The following is a 22,278-nucleotide window of genomic DNA, read 5'->3' on the forward strand; positions in this document are numbered from 1 at the left end:
CGATGTCGATTCTCTTAAAGATTCTTATTTTTGGAAGTTTGATTTTTCAATCCATTCTTCCAATTTGCCTTTTAACACGTTGAAGCCAGGAGCTTCTTCTTGTTTGAAAGCAGGACCTGCATCGCGGCGTCCAGCGTTTTTGCGTGGGCCTTTAGCGCGTGCTTCGCGTTTTGGAGCTTCCTGAGTTGCTTTGATCGAAAGCTTCATTTTTTTGTTAGCTTCGTCGATGTCGAGAACTTTAACAGTTACTTCATCGCCAACTTTTACGTAATCGTTGATGTCTTTTACGTAATCGTGTGAGATTTCTGAGATGTGGACGAGACCTTGTGTTTGCTCGTCAAGTGCTACGAAAGCACCGAAGTTTTGAATACCAGTTACTTTACCAGTAACGACTTGGTCTTTTTCAAAGTTTGCCATAGTTTATACACTCCCTAACTAAATTCATCAACTTATAATAACATACTTTTTACGGATGGTAAAAAATATTTTTTAAATTGTTTATTTTTTATTTTCCAAGGGAACATTTTAGTAGCAAGACTTCAAGTATTCCCCCTGATTCTGCCGGACTTTTCGAGTCCGGCCCTTTTTTTGTTTCTTCTTACTCCTCAACGCAAAAAGGACCGGTTCGGTCTGCTCGCTTTCCGCGGACAAGACATCATGCCGCTTCAGATGCGTTGCATCTTCCAGGGTCATGATTGTCTTGTTTTCCCGCAGGAGTCGAACATGACCTCACCTGTCCTAGCGTAAAGGAAATTTTACGGTGAAGCAACCAAAATTTAATACAGATTGATTAGTCGATTAAAAGTCGAAACGCAATTGGCAATGGTCATTTACGAATGAACCTGAACGAAAGTGTTCTTCGATCCAGCGGGTTCCGCGATAATGACCGCATACCCAGTGTGGATTCCGATAGTGTGGCGTAATAAGACACATTCGAAACTACCTCCTTCCCTTTGAGCAGGGAAGAATGATTCGCAACATCAATCAAATAAGGTTTTACCTGAATACGCATATGTAGTATTGTTTGGTTAAGAAGATTTCAATACTATTCTTGTTCGAGTAGACATTGGCGTGTCTATTTGAACGCAACGCGCAGTTGAAAGTTCATTCTTTCCTGCCGTACTTAAGCAGTTGCAATTTTGCAGCTGCTTTTTTTGCGTTCTTTTCGGATCACCTCCTTAAAAATCAAAATTTTTAGTTTTTTTCGACGTCAGAAAAAGAACTAACTGATTTTGTAGATAAATTTTCATCAGTTAGTTCTTTCCACTTACATTTCATTCGACTTACAAATCGTCAAATCCGTTCGCATCCGTCACTTTTGCATACGAACGTGATTTTTGTTCGAAGAAATCGGATTTCGTCGCATTCATCGAGTCATCCGAATACGCACGAATCCACGGCATGACGTCCTCGTCATGTCCTTCATAGAGATCGGAGAGACCAATGACACGAAGGCGCTTGTTCGCGAGATATTTGACGTAATCACGCATTTCACTGACATCGAGTCCGTCCAAGTCACGCAGGACATACTCACTCCACTCGATTTCGAGATCGACGGCACGCTCGAATGTCGCATACACGAACTTCGTGAATGAACCATCGGCATCGATTTCCGAGTGTTCCGTCAAGACGGCACGCAACAATTGACTGATGAAGTACGAGTGTTGCAGTTCGTCTCGCTGGATGTAACTGATCATCGTCGACGTTCCGACCATTTTTTGATGACGCGCTAAGTTATAGAAGAAGGCAAAACCAGAATAGAAGTTGATTCCTTCAAGAACGATTGATGCGACGAGTGATTTCGCAAAGTTTTCCGGTGTCCGGTCGTTTTGGAAATCTTCATATAAATCAAGAATAAAGGCATTCCGCTTCATGACCATATCGTCATCTTTTGCGATATCGAAAATCCGGTTTTGTTCCGAAAGTGGAACGAGACTCGATAAGACATAGCTGTACGACTGGTTATGGACGACTTCCTGTTGCGCGATGATCGCAAGAATTGCATGAATCGATGCATCTGACGTGAACATCGCCGACTCTAGGATGTAACGCGTTTGGACCGAATCCAAGATTGATAGGAGACCGATGATCCGTTCAAACGCATCTTGTTCCCGCTCACTCAGTTGATTCCATTGCTGCATGTCTTTTGACATCGAAATCTCATCCGGAATCCAAAAGTTTGATAAAAGCTGTTTATAGATTGAGTAAAACTGCGGATAGGCGATATCGTTCCAGTTGACGATTGAACTCGTCTCCCCACCGATAATCGCTGTCGCACGATTCGGATGGCGGGCATCAAGCAGTTTGATCTTTTGTAACTGTTCCATGTTGTTCGACTCCTTCTTGCTGTAATTGCAGGATCGTTCGTTTCGTCCATTCTTTGACGGTATGCGGACGATTCCGTGGTGACTGTTCGATTTTTAACAGTTCACCGGCGAGCGGCACACCAAATTTCGCGAGATGGTAGGCCATTTCATCAACGGCGCGGCAGTACTTGACGAACATCTTATCGCCCGTACCGAAGACGGCAGCTTGCGGAATTTTGTGCGGACTTTCCTTTAAGACAAGCTTCAGGCAGTCGCGCATTTCATCCGGTAATTGACCGTCGCCCCATGTGTAAGAACCAAAATAGACGATATCATAAGGTGCTAATTGATATGTCGTCACATCATCAGCGAACATCATCGTTGGTTCGACGTGCATGTCGGAACAGGCTTTCGCAATCAGTTCCGCAACCTCCTCTGTGTTACCGCTCATTGACGCATATACGATTGCTGCCTTCATGATATCGTCTCCTCTCTTATGACGAACACGACTCACATTCATCGATTTCGACGGTTGTCGAACGTGTATAATAAATCGTCTTCATCCCGAGTTGCCATGCTTCCATGTGCATCTCGAGTAATTCAGTCGCTTTGACGTTGTTTTTGACATAGAGATTAAAACTGATCGCTTGGTCGATATGACGTTGACGTGATGCATTTTGACGAATGCTCCACAGTTGATCAATCTCAAATGCTGATTTATAGAACCAGTTCGTATCCGGCGTCAAATCCGGAACCGTCACAGGAATCTTGTAGTTTTTCTTTTCTTCTGCGTAGACTTTTTTATAGATTGGATCAATCGATGCCGTACTACCGGCGATGATTGCTGTCGACGAGTTCGGTGCGACTGCCATCAGGTAGGCATTTCGCATACCATGCTCTGTGATATCTGCTTGGAGACGATCCCAGTTCAGCTCGGCAGTTGATTTATAGTGACGACGTTTGATGTATTCACCTGTTTGCCATTCTGATCCTTCGAATAAACGGTATGCCCCTTTTTCTTTCGCAAGTTGCATCGATGCATCAATCGTCAAATAAGCGATTTTTTCGTAAAGACGATCCGCATACTGGACGGCTTCGACCGATTCCCAGCGAATCCCTTCGAGTGCAAGCAGATGGTGCCAACCGAACGTCCCAAGACCGACGGCACGGTATTTTTGGTTCGTGATTTGTGCTTGCGGGACGTCAATCGTATTCAAATCGATGACGTTGTCGAGCATCCGCATCTGAATCGGAATCAACCGTTCGAGGACATCCGAACGAACGGCGCGCGCGAGGGCGATCGAAGATAAATTACAGACGACGAAATCGCCCGGTGTTTTCGTAATGATGATTTTTCCATCTTCCGTGTATTCTTCCGTCACCGTCGTCGGGCTCATGTTTTGCATGATTTCCGAGCAAAGGTTTGACGAATAGATCATGCCGGCATGCTTGTTCGGATTGGCACGGTTTACCGCGTCACGGAAGAACATGTACGGTGTTCCGGTCTCGAGTTGCGAACGCATGTAACGTTTGACGAGATCAATTGCCGAAACTTTCGTCCGGCTGAGACGCGGTTCGTTGACACAGGCTTCATACTTTTCAGTGAAGCTGCCCCCTTGTTCCGTCTCATCGAAATGATCTTCAAGACTAAAGCCCATCACCGTCCGGATTTCGTGTGGATCGAATAAATACCAATCGCCACGCGCTTCAACCGTACGCATGAAGTGGTCCGGCAAACTCACGCCCGTAAAGAGATCATGTGTCCGCAATCGCTCGTCCCCGTTGTTGAGTTTCGCATCGAGGAACTCGAGGATATCTTTATGCCAAATGTCGAGATAGACCGCAATTGAACCTTGACGCATGCCGAGCTGATCGACACTGACTGCTGTGTTGTTCAACTGTTTCATCCAGGGAATGACACCACTCGAAACACCTTTGAATCCTTTAATGTCTGATCCGCGCGAACGAATTTTACCCATGTAGACGCCGATTCCGCCGCCGCCTTTTGAGAGTGTCGCAACGTCCGTATTCGAGTCGTAAATCCCCCGGAGTGAATCATCTACCGTATCGATGAAACAAGACGATAACTGTCCGTATGATTTCCCGGCATTCGAAAGCGTTGGCGTCGCAACCGTCATGTAGAGGTTCGACAAAGCCCAGTACGATTCTTTGACGAGCTCGACCCGGCGTTCTTTCGGTTCTGTCTGCATCAACGTCATCGCGATAATCATGAAGCGTTCTTGCGGTAGTTCATATAATTTTTTCACGTGATCCCGGGCAAGATAACGATCCGCTAACGTCCGGAGACCAATGTATGTGAAGAGTTGGTCGCGTGAAGGATCGATTGTCGCAGCGAGTTCTTCGATTTCATCCTTCGTGTAGGCTGAAAGTAAATGTGGTGTGAAAATACCAATTTCAGTGAGCTTTTCAATCAACGTGTAAAGCGATCCATAACGTTCATCTGCTACATATCCACGATTTTCACTTGCCTCGAGATAAAGACGATTTAAGTACGTTGCCGTCGCGACGAACGTCCAGTTCGGTTCCTCTGCTTTTAACATGTCGAGCGCATGCATCGTCAAAAGTTCGTAAACTTGATCGGCCTGGAGCGTTTTCCCTTCGAGCGCCCGAATCGCGCGTTCTGTATAACGTTCGATGTCGAGTTCTGGATAAGACGCTGTCACTTGTCGAATCACGAGATATACATCTTCTATTGTCATTGCACCCTTATAGATGCGTGCTGTATTCAGTGGAGATGCCACTATGAACCACTCCCATTCTCTATCGTTAAACAGGTTCGCATTGCAGTAAAAAATGCGCTAAACTAAAAAAAGACGTCCTACATATAGAAAGAACTATTAAAGTGTCACTCTATATATAGACGTTTTAAGCGTTTTTAAACCTATTTATGTACAAGATATAGGTTATCACTGAATCAGCAAAAAATAACCCCTTGCATTAAAAATCAGGTCAAACAAATTTAAAAACGCAGACCACCGCCTTTTGAGATATATTGAGATAAGGAGTTGAACGCGTTTTGAGTTCAGAAGAACTTTTAAATAAATATGATCCTTTTCTCCTAGGGTCAGGAAATTATCCAACGGAAATGTCTGCTATACTAGTGCTATTAACGATTCACGATCAAGTAAGCCCACTTGCACAAGCAATTGGTGAAATATTTGAAGAATCGTTTGGGGAACAACCTGATCAGCAGGAACTAACAACACTCGCAACGAATTTACTTTTGTGCGAAGATTCGTGTGAACTTTGAAAGGAGACTTATTATGCAAGTAGACTACACACCAAACCCGAACTCAGTAAAAATCACGCTCGACGGAGACCGTTTCGGCTCAAAAAGTACGAGTGTCAAAAAAGACGATACACCAGAGGACGCATTACTCGCAGCATTGATTACGATCGATGGCATCGATAACCTCTTCGCTTACGGTGATTTTGTCACAGTAACGAAAGAACCAGCCGCTGAATGGAATGAATTACTTCCAGTTATCGAAGAACAGATGTAAGGAATACATGAAGACACCTGGATGTTGCAGGTGTCTTTGTTGAAGGAGCCGATTCTCATGCCAATGGTATCTGTCATCATCCCGACGTACAATCGCCCACGTGAGTTATCTGAGGCGCTCGAAGCATTGACCCGTCAATACTATCAAGATTTCGAAGTGATTCTTTTGAACAACAACGGCGACTCGATTATTCCCGTCGTACGTGCTTTTGAAGACCGCTTAACACTTATCCATGTCGACTTACCTGAAAATCATCACGTCCGGGCTCGCAACCACGGCGTGACAATCGCGAACGGTCAATTCATCTTGCTCCATGATGATGATGATTTATTGTTGCCTTCTCATATCGAGGAATCGCTCGGCGATTTAGAAGCCGGGGCAGACTTGACGTATGCAGATGCCGAACTCTTTACGTATCGCTGGGAAAATGGACGCCGGACCGTCATCGATACGGAGCCATTCGCCTATCCATATGACCGTGACGCGATGAAGCAAGACTCGACGTTCATCCCATCCGGATCAATGTATCGCAAATCACTTCACCAAACACTTGGTACGTTTGATGAAGACGTCTTCAACTACTGGGACTGGGACTGGATTCTCCGTGTCGGGAAGGACCACCTCGTGCTTCATCCAGCACGCGCGACGGTCCTCTATGCCTTTAATCCGTCCGGTAATCATCAATCCGCTCAGCAAGATGCGGCACGAAAAGTCTACTTCGACCGTCTCGTCGCTAAACACGAGTTGCCAACGACCGAAATGAAAAATTTTCATATTGTTCAGTCTGAACGCCGTGCCCGGTTACGTGAGACACGCCGGACGTTTGACGGACAATTGACAGAAAGCGAGTGAATCCCGTGTATACAGAAAAACAATTAGAACTCTTAGAGTTACTATCACAAAGTGGTCCTGTCGATTCGACACTCGCTGCTCAAATGCTCGACCTGCCAGTCGACGAAGTCATCGACTCGATTGCCCGTTTTAAACAAGATGGTGTCTTGTTAGGTTATACGGCAGTCATCGATTGGCAAAAAATCAATTCCCACCATGGCGTCACGGCATTCATCGATGTCAAAGTTACACCGAAACGGGGCCGCGGCTTTGATGAAGTCGCAGAACGGATTCATCGTTTCCCGGAAGTCACGTCGCTCTACTTGATGTCAGGTGCTTACGACTTACAAGTCGTCCTTGACGGAAAGTCGCTTCAGGAAGTCTCGCAATTCGTCTCGGAAAAACTATCGACACTCGATTCCGTCATTTCGACGACGACCCATTTCCGTTTGAAGACATACAAACACGATGGTGTCCTCTTCAGTCAGGATGACGGCGATAAACGATTGAAGGTGTCTCCATGAAGTCACTTTCTGAACGCGTCGAACAATTAGCACCGTCCGGCATCCGTCGCTTCTTCGACTTAGCCGGTTCAATGGAAGATGTCATCTCGCTCGGCGTCGGCGAACCCGACTTCGTCACCCCGTGGAACGTCCGGGAAGCAAGCTTCGCAGCACTCGAGCAAGGGTATACGGCATATAGCGCCAATGCCGGTTTAGTCGAGTTACGGCAAGAAATCCGAAACTATATGCACGAAAAATTTGCAATCGAGTATCAAGTCGAAGACGAAATCATCGTCACGACCGGTGCATCCGAAGGACTTGACTTAGCTTTTCGGACGCTGATTAATCCTGGTGACGAGGTCATCGTCGTCGAACCGGCATTTGTCTCGTACGCGCCTTTAATTGAGCTCGCAGGCGGAATTCCTGTTGCTGCTGCCTGTCGCCTGGAAGACGGCTTCGCCATTCTTCCTGAGACGATTGAAGCCAAGATCACGGCACGGACGAAGGCCATCATTTTTTGTTTTCCGTCCAACCCGACCGGTTCTGTCATGACGCGCGATCAACTCGCAGATCTCGCCATCCTCGCAAACGAACATGATTTATATGTCATCAGTGACGAAATCTATGCAGAGTTGTCGTATGAGGAAGAGGCGACGTGCTTCGCGACGTTACCTGGAATGCGGGAGCGCACGATTGTCATCAATGGTTTCTCAAAAGCCTTTGCGATGACAGGTTGGCGTCTCGGTTTTACCTGTGCGCCAAAAGAAATCACGGCGTGTATGCTGAAAGTCCATCAGTACGGCATGATGTGTGCACCGACGCTCGTCCAATTCGCCGGGATTGAAGCACTCCGTTCACGCCACAAGACGGTTCCTGACATGGTCCGTAGTTATCGCCAACGCCGTAACTACTTCGTCAAAGCTTTGAATGAAGCCGGTCTCCCGACTCATTCACCCGGGGGCGCCTTCTATGCCTTTCCATACATCGGAGATACGGGTTTGACGAGTGAAGCCTTTGCAGAACAACTGTTACTAGCAGAACGTGTTGCCGTCGTTCCTGGTTCCGTCTTCGGGGCGAGTGGTGAAGGTTATGTTCGCGCAAGCTATGCCAGTTCAATCGAACAACTGCAAGAAGCCATCCATCGTATTTCTCGCTTCATGCAACAACTTGAACAACGAACGGCAGTTGCTGATCGTCTGACATGATTTTCCCGACCGTTTTCTTTCAACACACAAAAAGCGAACCACCTTACGAGGCGGTTCGCTTTTTAGCGTCATTTTCTAATTACGCATCAATATAAAGCAACAAAAACATCCGGTGTTCGTCCTCTGAGTGAAACGGTGACACCGGCCCTAACTGTGAAGCATATACATCGATTCGGTACGGGGCTTCTTTAAAGGACAAAGGGGTTTGTTCCTTGATGATCCGTCCGATTTCTTCTGCTTGTTCTTTGACAGCGACCAATTGATCACTTCGCTCAATCGGTGCTTCCAGAACAAATGCCTCGATTCCCTCATTACGAGCACACCGTAAAAAGCGTCGCAACGACGGTAGTGCCTGTTGGATGTTCTCTTCTAAGGAACGTTCCGCTTCATACACCGGCGCACCCCAGAGTCGCTCCTCACTGCCGGTCGCACTCCGGTAATGATCAATCGTCGCCTCCGTAATGGGGTCTCGTGTCAGTGCGAAACGCTTACTGTCACGCACGAGGTTCTTTTCATTCGTCCGATCGATTTCTTTTAACAAATCAAGACCTAATGGACGGGCAAACCGGAACAACTCGCGCTGTAGACGGGCGAGTGACGTACCGACCGTAAGCGTTGCATCTGTCTTTTTCGGTGGCTTGTCTCCTTCGTAGCCGTTCATGACCCGGGCGACCTGACCTGCTTCATGAACGAGTCGGTAAAACGAGGCATCCGCTTCGTCCCGTTCTGTTTTCAACTGCTGATGCTCCGAGGCTAAATCGGTCACGTATTGGTTTGACAGACATGTTGAAATCATTAACACGTCGACGAGTTCGGCACAAAGTAACGTCGTGTCCTCTTTTTCTAACGCTTCTCCCACTTCCCCGACTTCTTCAATCAAGCGCGCGAGGCCAGAGAGCGGACGAAAATAACCACCTAACGCTCGAATCGTCTCATCGACTTTTTGTTGAAGTAGAATCATCTCCTGCATCCGTCTCGACCTCCATCATTTCTTTAATCAACTGCTGCTGCGTTTGTCGTTGATACTGCTCAGTAAATTTTCGGTTTTTACGCCATTCACGGACGGCTACACCACTTGCGATCGCCAAGGAAACCATTAGTCCCACTTCTTTTCGTTTCATCGAAATTCCTCCTCTGTTTGAACTACGTTCTCGTTCCTTAACATGCTATGATGATGGTATTACATATATATAAGAGGTGTTGCTCGTGTCGACTGAACGTCTTTGGCAATTGGCTCGTTTCATCGGTGTCATACTCGCCTTGTTTCTCACAGGTTTTATCATCATCCGCCTGTCTTCGTTGATGTATCCGTTCGTCTTCGCATTTTTATTAGCCCTACTCAGTCGTCCGCTTGTCGACTTTTTCCAAAAACGTCTTCGACTCAACCGTGGTTGGGGTGCGTTATTGTCCATCATCTTAATGAGCGGTCTTTTGATTGGTTCACTCGTCTTGATTGTCATGCAACTGATTCGAGGACTCGTCTTCGTCGCCAATCAACTCCCGGACCAAATCCAGGAACTCAGTCTCTATTTCCAAAAGCTTTACAATGACAAATTGGCCCCGATGTGGAACGACGCTTCGGAAGCGCTCCGGTCACTCGGTCCATCACAACAGAATACGGTTCAAAACAGTATCGAATCACTCGGAAGCTCACTTGCAAGCTTCATCGGCGAGGGATCTAAAAGTATCGCCACGATGTTACAAAGTGTGTTAGCGACCTTACCTTCAATCGCCTTGATTCTCGTCATCGTTCTGCTCGCCTGGTTTTTCCTCGCGAAAGACTGGCACAAATATGAACTCAGGATGAAACAGTATGAGATGTTCCCCTGGTTCGCACGTGCAGAAACGGTCGTTTCGAGTCTTCGGTCCGCCCTGTTCGGCTACATCAAAGCCCAATTGACATTGATTACGATTACATTTTTCATCGTCTTAATCGGTCTTTTGGTTCTCGGTGTCGATCATCCGTTTGCGATTGCTTTTATTGCCGCTTTCTTTGACATCTTGCCGTATCTAGGTACAGGGTCTGTCTTTTTACCGTGGATTGCTTACTCGATCATCACAGGAGATACGGGACTTGCGATCGGACTTGGTATTCTGTATGCAGTCGTCATTTTGCAGCGTAATATCATGGAACCGAAAATCGTCGGTGACAATATCGGCATCCAGCCGATTACGGCACTGATTGCCTTGTTCGTCGGGATTAAATTTTTCGGGGTCTTCGGTCTGATCCTCGGACCGCTCGTCGCCGTCATCATCAAAGCGTTATATAATGCACAAATCTTTCATTATTTATGGGACTTTATTAAAGGATCACCCACACCATTCCGGTGAGGGTGATTTTTTAGGTGCTGCCGCATATAAGGGATGACCCGTCGCATCAACCGGTCGATGGTTCGGGAGATATTCCACCGGACAAGTCGCCGCGACGGCAAGCAGACAGGCATCAATCCAGTCGTCAGTCGCAACCCCTTTGACGGATTGTTCCCAAAAAGCAGGACATGCGAACTGTCGTAACAATTCTGTCCGCTCCTTTATCCCCTGGACCGTCTTTTTGTTATGGCGGGCCGGGTGACCGGTCAAGCGAGCAAAACAAACTTCCGGATGCGACTCGTACATCCCGTCCCGGTAATAACTACGCGCTTCCTGAATCTTCGGTAACAAGTACCAGGCTTGTTTTGATAAGCCAAGTCCTGCCGCTTGTTTTGACTGCGCGTTCGCGGTGGCATAGTCACATGCATCACGCGCCGACACTAATGGTGCATTGAAGACACTGCTCGTCCGTCCCGGCTTCAGCTCATTTCGTAACAGCTGATCGACGGTTCGTCTTGTGTCTGTTTCAAGCCCGATCGGCATGTCGATGTAGAGCACGTCGCTATTTTCGAGTTGATCGAGGTGTTCGACGATTTGATAGGAAAACTGCCCCTCTTCAATCGAGACCGCGACCCAGCCGGCTTTTGCCGCGTCAATCCCGGTGACGCGCATTCGTTTTCTCCCGTAGCACCTTCAGTAATGACAAGACCGTAAAGACTCCTAAAAACGTAGCCCACGCTAGCGAAACGCGTGAACCCGACTCTACATACCAGACGATGCTGAGCACCGTCATGATGAGTAAGAGGACGTTCAGCCATCTCATCCTTCTTGTTCAGCGAACCGGTAAAGACTTCGAACCATGACACCTGTCGCACCTTTCGGACCAAGCTCCGATGCTGATTTTTGCTCTGATGTTCCGGCGATATCAAGATGGAGCCATGGCGTTTTCCCGACGAATTCACCAACGAACGCTCCGCCAAAGATCATGTGTCCCATCCGTCCCGGTGAGTTATTTAAATCAGCGACTTCCGACCGGCGCACTTGTTTAATGAATTGATCGACGTACGGCATCTGCCAAATCATCTCGTTCGTCTCTTTTGTGATGGTTTCAAAACGGCTGTACAAAGCTTGGTCGTTCGTTAAGGCACCCGTGATTTCTGTCCCGAGCGCAACGAGCACTCCACCCGTCAATGTCGCGAGATCAATAATCATTTTCGGATTGTATTCTTTTGCATAGGTGACAGCGTCCGCTAAAACGAGACGCCCTTCCGCATCCGTATTCAAGACTTCAATCGTTTTTCCAGCCATCGATGTAATGACATCATCCGGCTTGAAGGCATCACCTGAAATCATATTGTCCGTTGCCGGAATCACTCCAAGGATGTTGACGTTCGGCTTGAGTTGACCGAGGGCTTCGAATAAGCCGAGGACGGCTGCTGCACCACCCATGTCCCCCTTCATGCCGACGATACCGTCTTTTGGTTTAATCGAGTAACCACCTGTATCGAACGTGACACCTTTTCCGACGACGGCGATTGGTGCTGCATCACCCGCCCCTTTATATTCGAGGACGATCATTTTCGGCGGGATTGTCGAGCCTTGATTGACGGCAAGCATCGCCCCCATTCCGAGTGCTTCCATTTCTTCTTTTTCAATGACTTTTAACGCATGTCCATGACGTTCCGCAATGAAACGAGCTTCGTCAGCGAGTGCCGGCGCCGTCAGGATGTTCCCAGGCATCGTGACGAGACGACGGGCTAAGTTCGTTGCTTCAGCGAGGGCATGCCCGCGTACTGCTTCTTGTTCCCCTTCATCGGACCAAATCGTCAAATCGAGTTCGTACGAAACGCTTGGACCTGTTTTGTAGTGTTTGACGTCATATGTAGCAAGTGCAAACGTCTCAGCGATCAACTCGACAGGTTTCCCCGGGAATGTCGCAGCATCAACCGTGACGTTCGATAGCTTCCGGACTTTTAAAAATTGGGCGGCTTTTCCTAACAGTCGACGTAACTCATCTTGAGATAGACGGTCCGCTTTACCAAGACCGACAAATAACACACGGGCAATCGTCCCCGTCAACGTCGGCAATAACCGGAGTTCGCCTTGTTTCGTCGAAATATCTCCACCGCGGACCCACTCATCAAACCGCTCCGGATAAAGTGCCTGAATCCGTTCTTCCATTTGTGCATTTCCTGAGATACCGACGACGAGTACTTCGATGTCTGCTTGCTGATCTACTTGTTTTAATCGCATCTTAAAAATCCCCCTTTAGTGTTACTAATAAGTATGAAGTGTTTTGCGCCATTTTCCAACTGATAGCCATCACGCAGCTTGAAAACGCTCTCATTTTTGACGTTCGGTAATTTGTCGAAATGCACGGCTCCAAACAATTGTTGCCCGTTTCACAATGTGATAGGATTAACAGGTGAAAAGTACAGGCACTTCATAGAAACGTTCATTTTGGTAACGACAGAAATGTCTACGTTTTCATTCAAAGGGAGAGTTCGCAGTCGACCCGTTAAGAGAGATGCGTTTATGGGTATCTATAGATAGCAGAGAAACGACGTCGTTGCGGCGAAAAAAACTTACTGAAAAGAGGGTAATGCACATGGCACAACATATCAAGGGAATTGGCGCTTCTGCAGGGATCGCGATTGCAAAGGCATTCGTGATGGAAACACCTGTCTTTGACATTCCAAACAATAAAATCGAGGATTCAGCAGCTGAAAAGGAACGGTTCCAGGCAGCGATCGCTCAATCAAAAGGTGAACTCGAAATCATCCGTGAGAACACATTAAAAGAACTCGGTGCAGACAAAGCAGAAATCTTCTCAGCTCACTTGTTGATCCTCGAAGATCCTGAAATCGTCAGCCAAGTCAACGCAAAAATCGACGAGGACAAAACGAACGCAGCGCAAGCACTCGACGAAGTCTCACAAATGATGGTGACAATCTTTGAATCGATGGACAACGAGTACATGCGCGAACGTGCAGCTGACGTCCGTGACGTAACAAAACGGACAATGGCACATCTTCTCGGTATTACATTCGTCACACCTGCACAAATCAACGAAGAAGTCATCATCATTGCAGAAGACTTAACACCATCAGACACTGCCCAACTCAACCGGAAGTACGCAAAAGGTTTTGCGACGAACATCGGTGGACGGACTTCGCACTCGGCGATCATGTCACGTTCTCTTGAAATTCCAGCAGTCGTCGGGACAAAAGTCGTCTTGACTGAAGTCAAACACGGTGATTTCTTGATTCTTGACGGAGCGGAAGGCGATGTCATCGTCAACCCTTCAAGCGAACAAATCGCAGAGTACGAAGAAAAACGCTCAGCATATATCGCTCAAAAAGAAGAATGGAAAAAACTCAAAAACGAAAAAACAGTTACAGCAGACGGTCATCACGTCGAGCTTGCAGCGAACATCGGAACACCAAACGATGTCAAAGGTGTGCTTGAGAACGGTGCGGAAGCAGTCGGTCTCTACCGGACTGAATTCCTCTACATGGATGCGGAAACGTTCCCGACGGAAGATGAGCAATTCACAGCATACAAAACAGTTCTCGAGTCGATGGGCGATAAAAAAGTTGTCATCCGGACACTTGATATCGGTGGGGATAAAGAACTTTCATACCTTGACCTTCCACACGAAATGAACCCGTTCCTTGGTTACCGTGCAATTCGTCTTTGCCTGGACCAAACTGACTTGTTCCGGACACAACTTCGTGCGTTGCTTCGTGCAAGTGCATACGGCAAACTTGCTGTCATGTTCCCGATGATTGCAACACTCGAAGAATTCCGTGCAGCAAAAGCGTTACTTCTTGAAGAAAAAGCGAACCTTCAAGGTGAAGGTGTAACGGTTTCTGACGACATCGAAGTCGGAATGATGGTCGAAATTCCGGCGACAGCAGTCATGGCGAAACAATTTGCGAAAGAAGTCGACTTCTTCTCTGTCGGAACAAACGACTTGATTCAATACACAATGGCGGCAGACCGGATGAACGAAAAAGTTTCGTATCTCTACCAACCGTTCAACCCTGCCATCTTGAACCTCTTGAACAACGTCATCACAGAAGCACACAAAGCCGGTAAATGGGTCGGCATGTGTGGTGAGATGGCGGGAGAAGAACTCGCACTCCCAATCCTCCTCGGACTCGGACTCGACGAATTCTCAATGTCTGCTTCTTCTGTCCTTCGCGCACGCAGCTTGATGACGCGCCTGAACAAAACAGAGTGTGAAGCAATCGTTGAGCAAGTCCTCGACATGGATACAGCCGAAGACGTCGTCAACTTCCTCAGCACGACATTCGATATTAAAAAATAATTTTTTCGGACACGTCCCATCTCGGGGCGTGTTTTTTTGTCGCGTCAAAAGGAACCGTTATTTATACAGACTGTAGACTAACCCTTATGAAGATTAAAAAGTTTTTATAGGTATGGCCTGCCCTGACCGCGCTTCCCCATCTCGACTCGTCTACATAACACATGTTGCCAAATGTCGCTTTTCCTACACCCTAGTTCGAAAGCTAATATTCATCTGTGCGCTTCCTGTAGGAGCCTCGATTTCTTGAATACAAAAAAAGGGTTGACTCCAAAGTTACTCTAACATCAGTCTTAGTGACGGACGGTTCCGACATCCTCGCTTTCCACGGGCGGAATGTAAGCCGCAGCAACCCGCGTTTCATGCGGTCATGCCGGGTCTTCCCTATTCCTGACGGAAGCGCTGATCGCGCTTCCTTTTCCCATAGGAGTCGAGGATGAACGTTCCGCCCTGTACGCAAAAAAACGCCGATGATTCCGTCTTTCACATACGGACTCATTGGCGTTTTCGATATCTATTCTTCTCGGTCCTGACTGATGTGTATCTAAGCCGCACATCGAAAAGGAAAAAGTATGCACTCGTTTTATTCGAATCCCACAGGAGAGCGTATCCTGTTTCCTGTTGGAGAAAAACACGCGTGTGAAAGAGTGATTCCTTTTACGTCAGTCTCTTTCCTATCAAAAATGACTTGAATTATGCTTGTTTCGTTTGTGGTCGATCGCCTTGTTCTTCTTTTAAGATTGGTCGTTCATTACCCATGAAGAACACGAAGATGACACCCAGTATCGCTGGAATCAACGCCCACATATAAACAGAGGAAATCGAATCTGCAAGTGCTGTTTTAATCGCTGTCGCCACTTCCGGTGGCATCTTCGCAAATGCTGCTGCTGTCGGGAACTGTCCACCGTCCGGTGCGCTGCCGCCAGGTAATTGCTCACTAACAGATGACGTAAACGTCCGTGATTGAACGATTCCGAGAATCGTTACACCAAGTGTCATCCCGATTGTCCGGAACGTCGAGCCCATCGATGTCGCCGCACCACGACGTTTCATCTCGATGCCATTGATGCTTGCAAGATTCAATAAAGAGAAACTGAAGCCGACACCAAAACCTAAGATGATCATATAAATCGTAACGGCAGTCCGTGTCGTCTCAAGTGACATCGTACTTAATAAATAAACACCAAGAACAAAGAACACGGCCGAGAGCATCATGACATTTCGGAACCCGTATTTATTCGGGAGACGTCCTCCGAGTTGCGCCGAAACTACTGAAGCAATCAACATCGGCATCAAGATCAGACCTGAGTTCGTCGCACTGCCGCCAAAGACACCTTGGACGAAAATCGGAATGAAGACACTTGCGGAGATGAAGACGAATCCATAAAAGAATGCGACTCCTTGCGTCGCTGCGAACAGGCGACGACTGAACAGACTGAACGTAATGACCGGATCAGCCGCCCGGCGTTCAATCAGACCAAAGAGGATAAATAACACGAGTGATAAACCAAACAAACCAAGAATTTGTGGTGAACTCCACGCATACTCTTTCCCACCGAGTTCAAGCCCGAGCAGGAACGTGACTAATCCAGCGACCAATGTCGCGGCACCCGCATAATCAATTTTTTGAGTCCGGTGGATCGGTGATTCTTTATAGAATAAAGAAACGAGCGCCAATGCAATTAAACCAAGTGGAATGTTGATATAAAACACCCAGCGCCAGTTAATTGCGTCCGTCAAAACGGCTCCAAGCAATGGTCCGAAAATACTTGAAATCCCGAAGACTGCTCCGAACAAACCACTGACTTTCCCTCGTTTCTCTGGTGGGAAAATATCAAAAATGATCGTAAAAGCAATCGGCATCAAGGCACCGCCACCTAGTCCTTGAACGGCACGATAAATCGATAACTCTGTAATCGAATCTGCGACACCACACAGGATACTCCCTACGATGAAGAGCAACATACCGAATAAGAAAAATCGTTTCCGCCCATACATGTCACTTAACTTACCGAAAATTGGCATCCCCGCGACCGTCGCGATCATGTAAGCGGACGTGACCCAGGCATATTGATCAAAACCATTCAGTTCACTGACAATCGTCGGCATTGCTGTTGCAACGATTGTATTGTCCATCGCCGCTACTAAAATCCCGATCAATAATCCAAGAACGACATAATTCGTCTTTGTCTTTGTTTCTGTTGTAGTCGAAGCCATCGACTCACCTCTTTCTTAAAATATAGCTAATCTTCATAATAGCTTACTCATTGTATCATCATATGTGCAAATTCTCATTACTGAATGTTTTGGACTACAAAAAAAATCGTATCCGACAATTTCGTCGAATACGATTTCGAGGTCCCATTATTTTTTAAATGACGTCATTTAATCTCATACGTGACTTTCTCTCCTGCTTCAACCGTCCGGCCAATATCAACCGTTACTTTTCGGTCACCACTGTTCGTGACAATGATCGGCGTTAAGAGTGACGGCACAAGCGGGCGAATTTGTTCGAGATCGACGTTCAGCAGTGGTGTTCCTGGCTCAACACGATCTCCCGCTTTCGCGAGTGCTTCAAAACCTTTTCCTTCGAGTGAAACCGTATCAATTCCGATGTGAATTAAAATCTCATCACCATTATCGGCCAGGATTCCAATCGCGTGTTTCGTTGGGAAGAAGGTCGTGATTTCACCGGACACTGGAGAAACAACATAACCTTCAGTTGGTTCGATTGCATACCCGTCCCCCATCATCCGGCCAGAGAAGACTTGATCTGGTACATCATCAAGCGAACGAATCGTTCCGCTCAGCGGCGAGACGTATCCGTCACTTGGTACATACTCTCCACCTGATCCTGCTAAGTCTTCCCGTTCTTCCCCACGTGACTCAGCTCCAGTCGGAACTTGCGGAATCGGGTCAGCTTCTGGTTTTTCAGGTGGTTGATAATTTGGATCGTTCATGATTTCTGCCATTTCCGTCTTGATGCCATCTGATTTCGGACCGAAGATGGCTTGGACATTATCGCCAACTTCTAATACACCGGCTGCGCCAAGTTCTTTCAGACGATCCTTGTTGACACCCGATTTATCATTAACGGTAATCCGCAGACGTGTGATACACGCATCGAGGTGTTTGATATTCGATGGTCCACCAAACGCTTGCAGAATCTCATATGGGAGCTCACCAGCCGTCGCACCAGCTGTTGCCGCCCCTTCCTTAATTGCTTCACGTCCTGGAATTTTTAAATCAAACTTCGTGATCACAAAACGGAATCCGAAGTAATAAATGACGGCGAAGACCAAACCAACCGGAATAACGAGCCACCAGGCGGTCCTGTTCGGTAAGATTCCGAATAAGGTGTAGTCAATCAATCCACCTGAGAAGGTCATCCCGATTTTAACGTTCAAGATGTCCATGATCATAAATGACAATCCTGCAAAAACAGCGTGGACTGCAAACAATAACGGTGCCACGAACACGAATGAAAACTCGACTGGTTCCGTGATCCCTGTCAGGAACGATGTTAAAGCAGCAGAGAAGTAGAGTCCTTCAACTGCTTTACGACGATCTTTCGCAACCGTATGATACATCGCGAGACAAGCTGCCGGAAGTCCGAACATCATGAACGGATATTTCCCGGTCATATACGTCCCGGCCGTGAACGGAACACCATCTTTTAACTGAGCGAAGAAAATTCGCTGGTCCCCGTTGATAACCGTGCCTGCTTTATCCGTATACTCACCAAATTGGAACCAAAAACTTGAATACCAAATATGGTGAAGACCGAATGGAATGAGTGACCGTTCGACTAAGCCAAAGATGAAGGCTGATAACGTTTCATTTGACTCGATGATTGTTTTCGAGAACGTGTTAATCCCACTCCCAATCGGCGGCCAGATGAAGGACAGTGCAAAACCAGCGACTAAACTGAATAGCGCTGTTGCAATCGGTACGAACCGTTTACCGGCGAAGAATCCAAGAAAGTCCGGTAGTTTGATTTTAAAGAATTTATTATAGCTATATGCGGCAATTAACCCCGCTATGATCCCTCCGAATACCCCCATTTGTAAGGTCGGTATCCCTAATACAGTTGCGTACGATAAGTCACTTGATTGTTGCGCTTCCGAAACTTTTTCCGGTGTGATTTGTAGGAATGAACTGATAACCTTGTTCATGATCAAGAATCCGACGATTGCAGCAAGCCCTGCGACCCCTTCCCCATTCGCAAGACCAATCGCAACCCCGACGGCAAACAGTAATCCTAAGTTCGCAAAGATGATATCCCCTGCGTCTTGCATGACACGCCAGATGACGACGAGCGAATCATTTTCGAGAAAAGGCAGATACTGCGTCAGGTTCGGGTTTTGAAAAGCCGTACCAAAGGCCAGTAGAAGCCCCGCTGCCGGCAAGATGGCAACTGGTAACATCAATGCTTTACCAATCCGTTGCAACACTCCGAATACATTTTTCCACATCAGTGATTTCCCTCCTTTTTTTGACCAGACTATTTAGTTCATACCCTGAATCTTTCTCCCGCAAAACTAATCACAACAATTCTTTGAAACACAAAAAAATGAGCCTCCCGATTTCGGAAGACTCACTTTACTTAAAGACTTAAACTGATTTTTCTTGTTTACGTGAATTGATGACGGCTTGGATCTCAGATTTGATGTTATCTGATTTTGGTCCGTAGATCGCTTGAACGTTGTTACCCACTTCAAGGACACCAGCGGCTCCAAGTTTTTTCAATTCGTTTTTGTCGACTTTCGACTTGTCGAGAACTTCAACACGAAGACGTGTGATACATGCGTCAAGATGTTTGATGTTTGATTCAGAACCGAGTGCGTCAAGGATGCCCGCTGCGAGCTCAGAACCTTGAGCCAATGAAGTTTCTTGTACTTCATCTTCACGACCTGGTGTTTTCAAGTTGAACTTGCGGATTGCAAAACGGAATCCAACGTAGTAAACGACTGCAAGAACAAGACCGACGACGATGACAAGCCACCACTGCGTACGTCCTGGAAGGACACCGAAGAGAAGGAAGTCAATCAATCCACCAGAGAATGTCATCCCGATTTTAACGTTCAAGAGTTGCATTGTCATGAATGAAAGACCTGCGAAAACTGCGTGTACTGCGAACAAGATTGGAGCAACGAATAAGAATGCGAATTCGATTGGCTCTGTGATACCTGTTAAGAAAGCTGTAAGTGCTGCTGATCCAAGAAGACCACCAACGACTGCGCGACGCTCTGGGCGTGCTTCATGGTACATTGCAAGTGCTGCTGCCGGAAGACCGAACATCATGAACGGGAATTTACCAGTCATGAACGTACCAGCTGTTAATTCAACGTTATCTTTTAACTGTGCGAAGAAGATTGCTTGGTCACCGCGGACAACATCTCCTGCTGCGTTCGTGTACGAACCGAATTCGAACCAGAACGGTGCGTAGAAGATATGGTGAAGACCAAACGGAATCAATGAACGCTCAATGAGACCGAAGACGAAAGCTGCAAGCGTCGGGTTTTTCTCCATCATGAAGTGAGAGAATGAGTTCAACCCGTCTTGAGCGAATGGCCATACGAAGACAAGTACAAGACCTGCGAATAATGAAACGACTGCTGTAACGATTGGAACGAAACGTTTACCTGCGAAGAATCCGAGGAACTGCGGCAATTCAAGATTGTGATACTTACCGTAAGCCCAGGCTGCGAGTAAACCGATGATGATACCACCGAAGACACCTGTTTGAAGTGTCGGAATACCAAGTACGTTTGCGTACCCTTGACCGTTTGCGACCATTTCTGGTGTAACGCCGAGCCAAACACTCATCGTTTTGTTCATGATCAAGAATCCGACGATTGCTGCAAGTCCGGCTGCGCCGTCCCCTGCTAAACCAATCGCGACACCGACCGCGAATAAGAGTGCTAAGTTACCGAAGATGATATCCCCGGCTGCTTCCATCAATTTTGCAACCTTGATGATCGCATCATTTTTTAAGAACTCGAGTTTTGACGTCAAGTTCGGATTTTGCATCGCGTTACCGAATCCAAGTAAGATCCCGGCAGCTGGCAAAATCGCAACAGGAAGCATTAACGCTTTACCGACACGTTGAAGAACAGCGAAAATCTGTTTGAACATGTGTGTTTCCTCCTCTTAATCTAAAATCTAGGAATAATGAATAATACCAATGACAGGTTGAAAAAAGTCAGACATCCGACCGATTTTTACAGAAAAAAATCAGGCACGAGCGGATTGTAGAACAAAATACACTTATCCCGCGAAATGAATCTAACGGAAATAAACCATTTTGTCCGACTTCCCACTCATGCCTGATCGTATCAGTAACACGTAGTCCGTGCGGTCATTTACCTAAATCGTACTGCACTAAGCGTTGCAGATGCATCGTAAGATACGTCGCCTCACCGCGCGGTACCGCTTTCTTCAACTGACGTTCCATGATGGACATCAGCTCCCAAGCAGTATCATAGCACAGGGGATATTCTTCACGCAATAGCTTTTCTACTTTTTTTGGCGCCTCTAGGTACTCCCCATTGGAAACCCTTTCAATCGCCGAGCGGAGATGGCGAATTAAACGCTTATAATCCAACGATTTTCGATCGATTTTAATTTCTAGCCGTTGTTCGATATGACTCGCAATTAATCCGACGAGTTGATGATGACGATTGACTTCGAGCACATCTTTAAAGTTCGTCGCCGAATGAATATGGAGTGCGATGAATCCTGTTTCTGCCGGCGGAAGATAAAAATTCATCTCGGCACTGATAAATTCAACGATTTCCTCAGCAAGCGCATATTCTTCCGGATACAAAGCTTCCGTTTCCGCTAAAAAGGGATTCGTGACCTCCATCCCTTGTTCGAGCCGCTTGAACGTAAACGTCAAATGATCCGTCAGTCCGATATGGATATGTTCATCAACGCGCTTACCGAACCGCGTTTCAATCATCGAGACGATATCATTCATCAAGGCGACGAAATTTTCATCTAAATGCCCGACGAGTGCTTTATATTGGTCTTGCTCTTCTTTATCCTTCAAGGTATAGACTTTTTCTAATTTTTCAAGATCCGTCAGTTGATCGCCTGGCTTCCGTCCGAAGCCAATCCCTTTTGCGAGGATAATGACTTCCTGATTTGCACCAGTCGAACAAATGACGACATTATTATTCAAGACTTTGATAACGTGGTACATTTGTTTATCCATTCGCTCTCAACCCTATCTGCTCTTACACATTTTTTAAAGACACTGTTTTT

Annotated in this window: 20 protein-coding genes; 7 read left to right on the forward strand and 13 right to left on the reverse strand. The window is 46.8% G+C overall.

Annotated features, from left to right (window positions below; all coding sequences use genetic code 11):
• Positions 1 to 24: 24 nt before the first annotated feature.
• The 4 genes from yugI to KNP94_RS08270 all read right to left on the reverse strand — a co-directional run bounded on the left by yugI (position 25) and on the right by KNP94_RS08270 (position 5,026).
• Positions 25 to 417, reverse strand: coding sequence for a S1 domain-containing post-transcriptional regulator GSP13 (gene yugI / locus KNP94_RS08255; RefSeq protein ID WP_012371159.1), 393 nt, complete (start codon positions 415 to 417; stop codon positions 25 to 27).
• Between the two features lie 866 nt (positions 418 to 1,283).
• Positions 1,284 to 2,327, reverse strand: a complete 1,044-nt coding sequence (locus KNP94_RS08260; RefSeq protein ID WP_214766931.1) for a ribonucleotide-diphosphate reductase subunit beta — start codon at positions 2,325 to 2,327, stop codon at positions 1,284 to 1,286.
• Entirely contained in the window at positions 2,296 to 2,784 is a 489-nt protein-coding gene (locus KNP94_RS08265) for a flavodoxin domain-containing protein (protein ID WP_029331225.1), read from the reverse strand. Before KNP94_RS08265 ends, KNP94_RS08260 begins: the two co-directional genes overlap by 32 nt.
• 16 nt (positions 2,785 to 2,800) lie before the next feature.
• Positions 2,801 to 5,026, reverse strand: coding sequence for a ribonucleoside-diphosphate reductase subunit alpha (locus tag KNP94_RS08270; protein WP_251132187.1), 2,226 nt, complete (start codon positions 5,024 to 5,026; stop codon positions 2,801 to 2,803).
• 317 nt (positions 5,027 to 5,343) lie between these two features.
• Between KNP94_RS08270 and KNP94_RS08275 the strand changes: the two genes are divergently transcribed.
• From KNP94_RS08275 to KNP94_RS08295, 5 genes are read left to right on the forward strand one after another with little or no spacing between them, the layout of a single operon-like run.
• Complete coding sequence (locus tag KNP94_RS08275; protein WP_215115539.1) at positions 5,344 to 5,577, forward strand: DUF1871 family protein; 234 nt, start codon at positions 5,344 to 5,346, stop codon at positions 5,575 to 5,577.
• A 13-nt stretch (positions 5,578 to 5,590) separates the two neighbouring features.
• On the forward strand, positions 5,591 to 5,830 hold the full coding sequence (locus KNP94_RS08280) for a NifU N-terminal domain-containing protein (protein WP_088837669.1): 240 nt from the start codon (positions 5,591 to 5,593) through the stop codon (positions 5,828 to 5,830).
• A gap of 57 nt (positions 5,831 to 5,887) precedes the next feature.
• A complete protein-coding gene (locus KNP94_RS08285) occupies positions 5,888 to 6,682 on the forward strand; it encodes a glycosyltransferase family 2 protein (RefSeq protein ID WP_214768784.1) in 795 nt (264 codons plus the stop codon).
• A gap of 5 nt (positions 6,683 to 6,687) precedes the next feature.
• Positions 6,688 to 7,185 carry an Lrp/AsnC family transcriptional regulator gene (locus KNP94_RS08290; protein WP_051667304.1) on the forward strand — a complete coding sequence of 166 codons (498 nt, stop codon included), beginning with the start codon at positions 6,688 to 6,690 and terminating at the stop codon, positions 7,183 to 7,185.
• Positions 7,182 to 8,369 carry an aminotransferase gene (locus KNP94_RS08295; protein WP_215115540.1) on the forward strand — a complete coding sequence of 396 codons (1,188 nt, stop codon included), beginning with the start codon at positions 7,182 to 7,184 and terminating at the stop codon, positions 8,367 to 8,369. The genes KNP94_RS08290 and KNP94_RS08295 overlap by 4 nt, the downstream gene beginning before the upstream one ends.
• Before the next feature lie 79 nt (positions 8,370 to 8,448).
• Here the strand turns inward: KNP94_RS08295 and KNP94_RS08300 are convergent, their stop codons facing one another.
• Together KNP94_RS08300 and KNP94_RS08305 are read right to left on the reverse strand one after the other, a co-directional pair.
• Positions 8,449 to 9,339: a MazG nucleotide pyrophosphohydrolase domain-containing protein gene (locus tag KNP94_RS08300; RefSeq protein ID WP_251132453.1), complete on the reverse strand. Its 891-nt coding sequence runs from the start codon at positions 9,337 to 9,339 to the stop codon at positions 8,449 to 8,451.
• Entirely contained in the window at positions 9,302 to 9,490 is a 189-nt protein-coding gene (locus tag KNP94_RS08305; RefSeq protein WP_214766923.1) for a hypothetical protein, read from the reverse strand. The genes KNP94_RS08300 and KNP94_RS08305 overlap by 38 nt, the downstream gene beginning before the upstream one ends.
• Positions 9,491 to 9,575: 85 nt before the next feature.
• On the opposite strand from KNP94_RS08305, the gene ytvI reads away from it, so the two are divergent.
• The gene (ytvI, locus tag KNP94_RS08310; protein WP_088837672.1) at positions 9,576 to 10,700 is read left to right on the forward strand and encodes a sporulation integral membrane protein YtvI; all 1,125 of its coding nucleotides are present in this window, start codon (positions 9,576 to 9,578) and stop codon (positions 10,698 to 10,700) included.
• Here the strand turns inward: ytvI and KNP94_RS08315 are convergent.
• Genes KNP94_RS08315 through KNP94_RS08325 form a run of 3 tightly spaced genes read right to left on the reverse strand, consistent with a single transcriptional unit; the run spans position 10,680 to position 12,932 of the window.
• A complete protein-coding gene (locus KNP94_RS08315; protein WP_215115541.1) occupies positions 10,680 to 11,351 on the reverse strand; it encodes a DUF429 domain-containing protein in 672 nt (223 codons plus the stop codon). The genes ytvI and KNP94_RS08315 overlap by 21 nt on opposite strands.
• Positions 11,332 to 11,502, reverse strand: a complete 171-nt coding sequence (locus KNP94_RS08320; protein ID WP_157898492.1) for a hypothetical protein — start codon at positions 11,500 to 11,502, stop codon at positions 11,332 to 11,334. The genes KNP94_RS08315 and KNP94_RS08320 overlap by 20 nt, the downstream gene beginning before the upstream one ends.
• Complete coding sequence (locus KNP94_RS08325) at positions 11,499 to 12,932, reverse strand: leucyl aminopeptidase (RefSeq protein WP_214766919.1); 1,434 nt, start codon at positions 12,930 to 12,932, stop codon at positions 11,499 to 11,501. The genes KNP94_RS08320 and KNP94_RS08325 overlap by 4 nt, the downstream gene beginning before the upstream one ends.
• 355 nt (positions 12,933 to 13,287) lie before the next feature.
• On the opposite strand from KNP94_RS08325, the gene ptsP reads away from it, so the two are divergent.
• The gene (gene ptsP, locus KNP94_RS08330; protein WP_214766917.1) at positions 13,288 to 15,012 is read left to right on the forward strand and encodes a phosphoenolpyruvate--protein phosphotransferase; all 1,725 of its coding nucleotides are present in this window, start codon (positions 13,288 to 13,290) and stop codon (positions 15,010 to 15,012) included.
• 690 nt (positions 15,013 to 15,702) lie between these two features.
• Here the strand turns inward: ptsP and KNP94_RS08335 are convergent.
• The 4 genes from KNP94_RS08335 to glcT form a co-directional block, all read right to left on the reverse strand.
• The gene (locus KNP94_RS08335; protein ID WP_214804325.1) at positions 15,703 to 17,226 is read right to left on the reverse strand and encodes an MDR family MFS transporter; all 1,524 of its coding nucleotides are present in this window, start codon (positions 17,224 to 17,226) and stop codon (positions 15,703 to 15,705) included.
• A gap of 164 nt (positions 17,227 to 17,390) precedes the next feature.
• On the reverse strand, positions 17,391 to 19,484 hold the full coding sequence (gene ptsG / locus KNP94_RS08340) for a glucose-specific PTS transporter subunit IIBC (RefSeq protein ID WP_214766915.1): 2,094 nt from the start codon (positions 19,482 to 19,484) through the stop codon (positions 17,391 to 17,393).
• Positions 19,485 to 19,623: 139 nt separating this feature from the next.
• Positions 19,624 to 21,147, reverse strand: coding sequence for a glucose-specific PTS transporter subunit IIBC (gene ptsG, locus KNP94_RS08345; protein ID WP_088837677.1), 1,524 nt, complete (start codon positions 21,145 to 21,147; stop codon positions 19,624 to 19,626).
• A 223-nt stretch (positions 21,148 to 21,370) separates the two neighbouring features.
• Positions 21,371 to 22,228 (reverse strand): glucose PTS transporter transcription antiterminator GlcT, encoded by an 858-nt coding sequence (gene glcT / locus KNP94_RS08350; protein ID WP_215115542.1) that lies wholly within the window; start codon positions 22,226 to 22,228, stop codon positions 21,371 to 21,373.
• Positions 22,229 to 22,278: the final 50 nt, after the last annotated feature.

Origin of the sequence: Exiguobacterium sp. s80, assembly GCF_018618725.1 — a bacterium.
In the GTDB taxonomy this organism is placed as follows: Bacteria; Bacillota; Bacilli; order Exiguobacteriales; family Exiguobacteriaceae; genus Exiguobacterium_A; species Exiguobacterium_A oxidotolerans.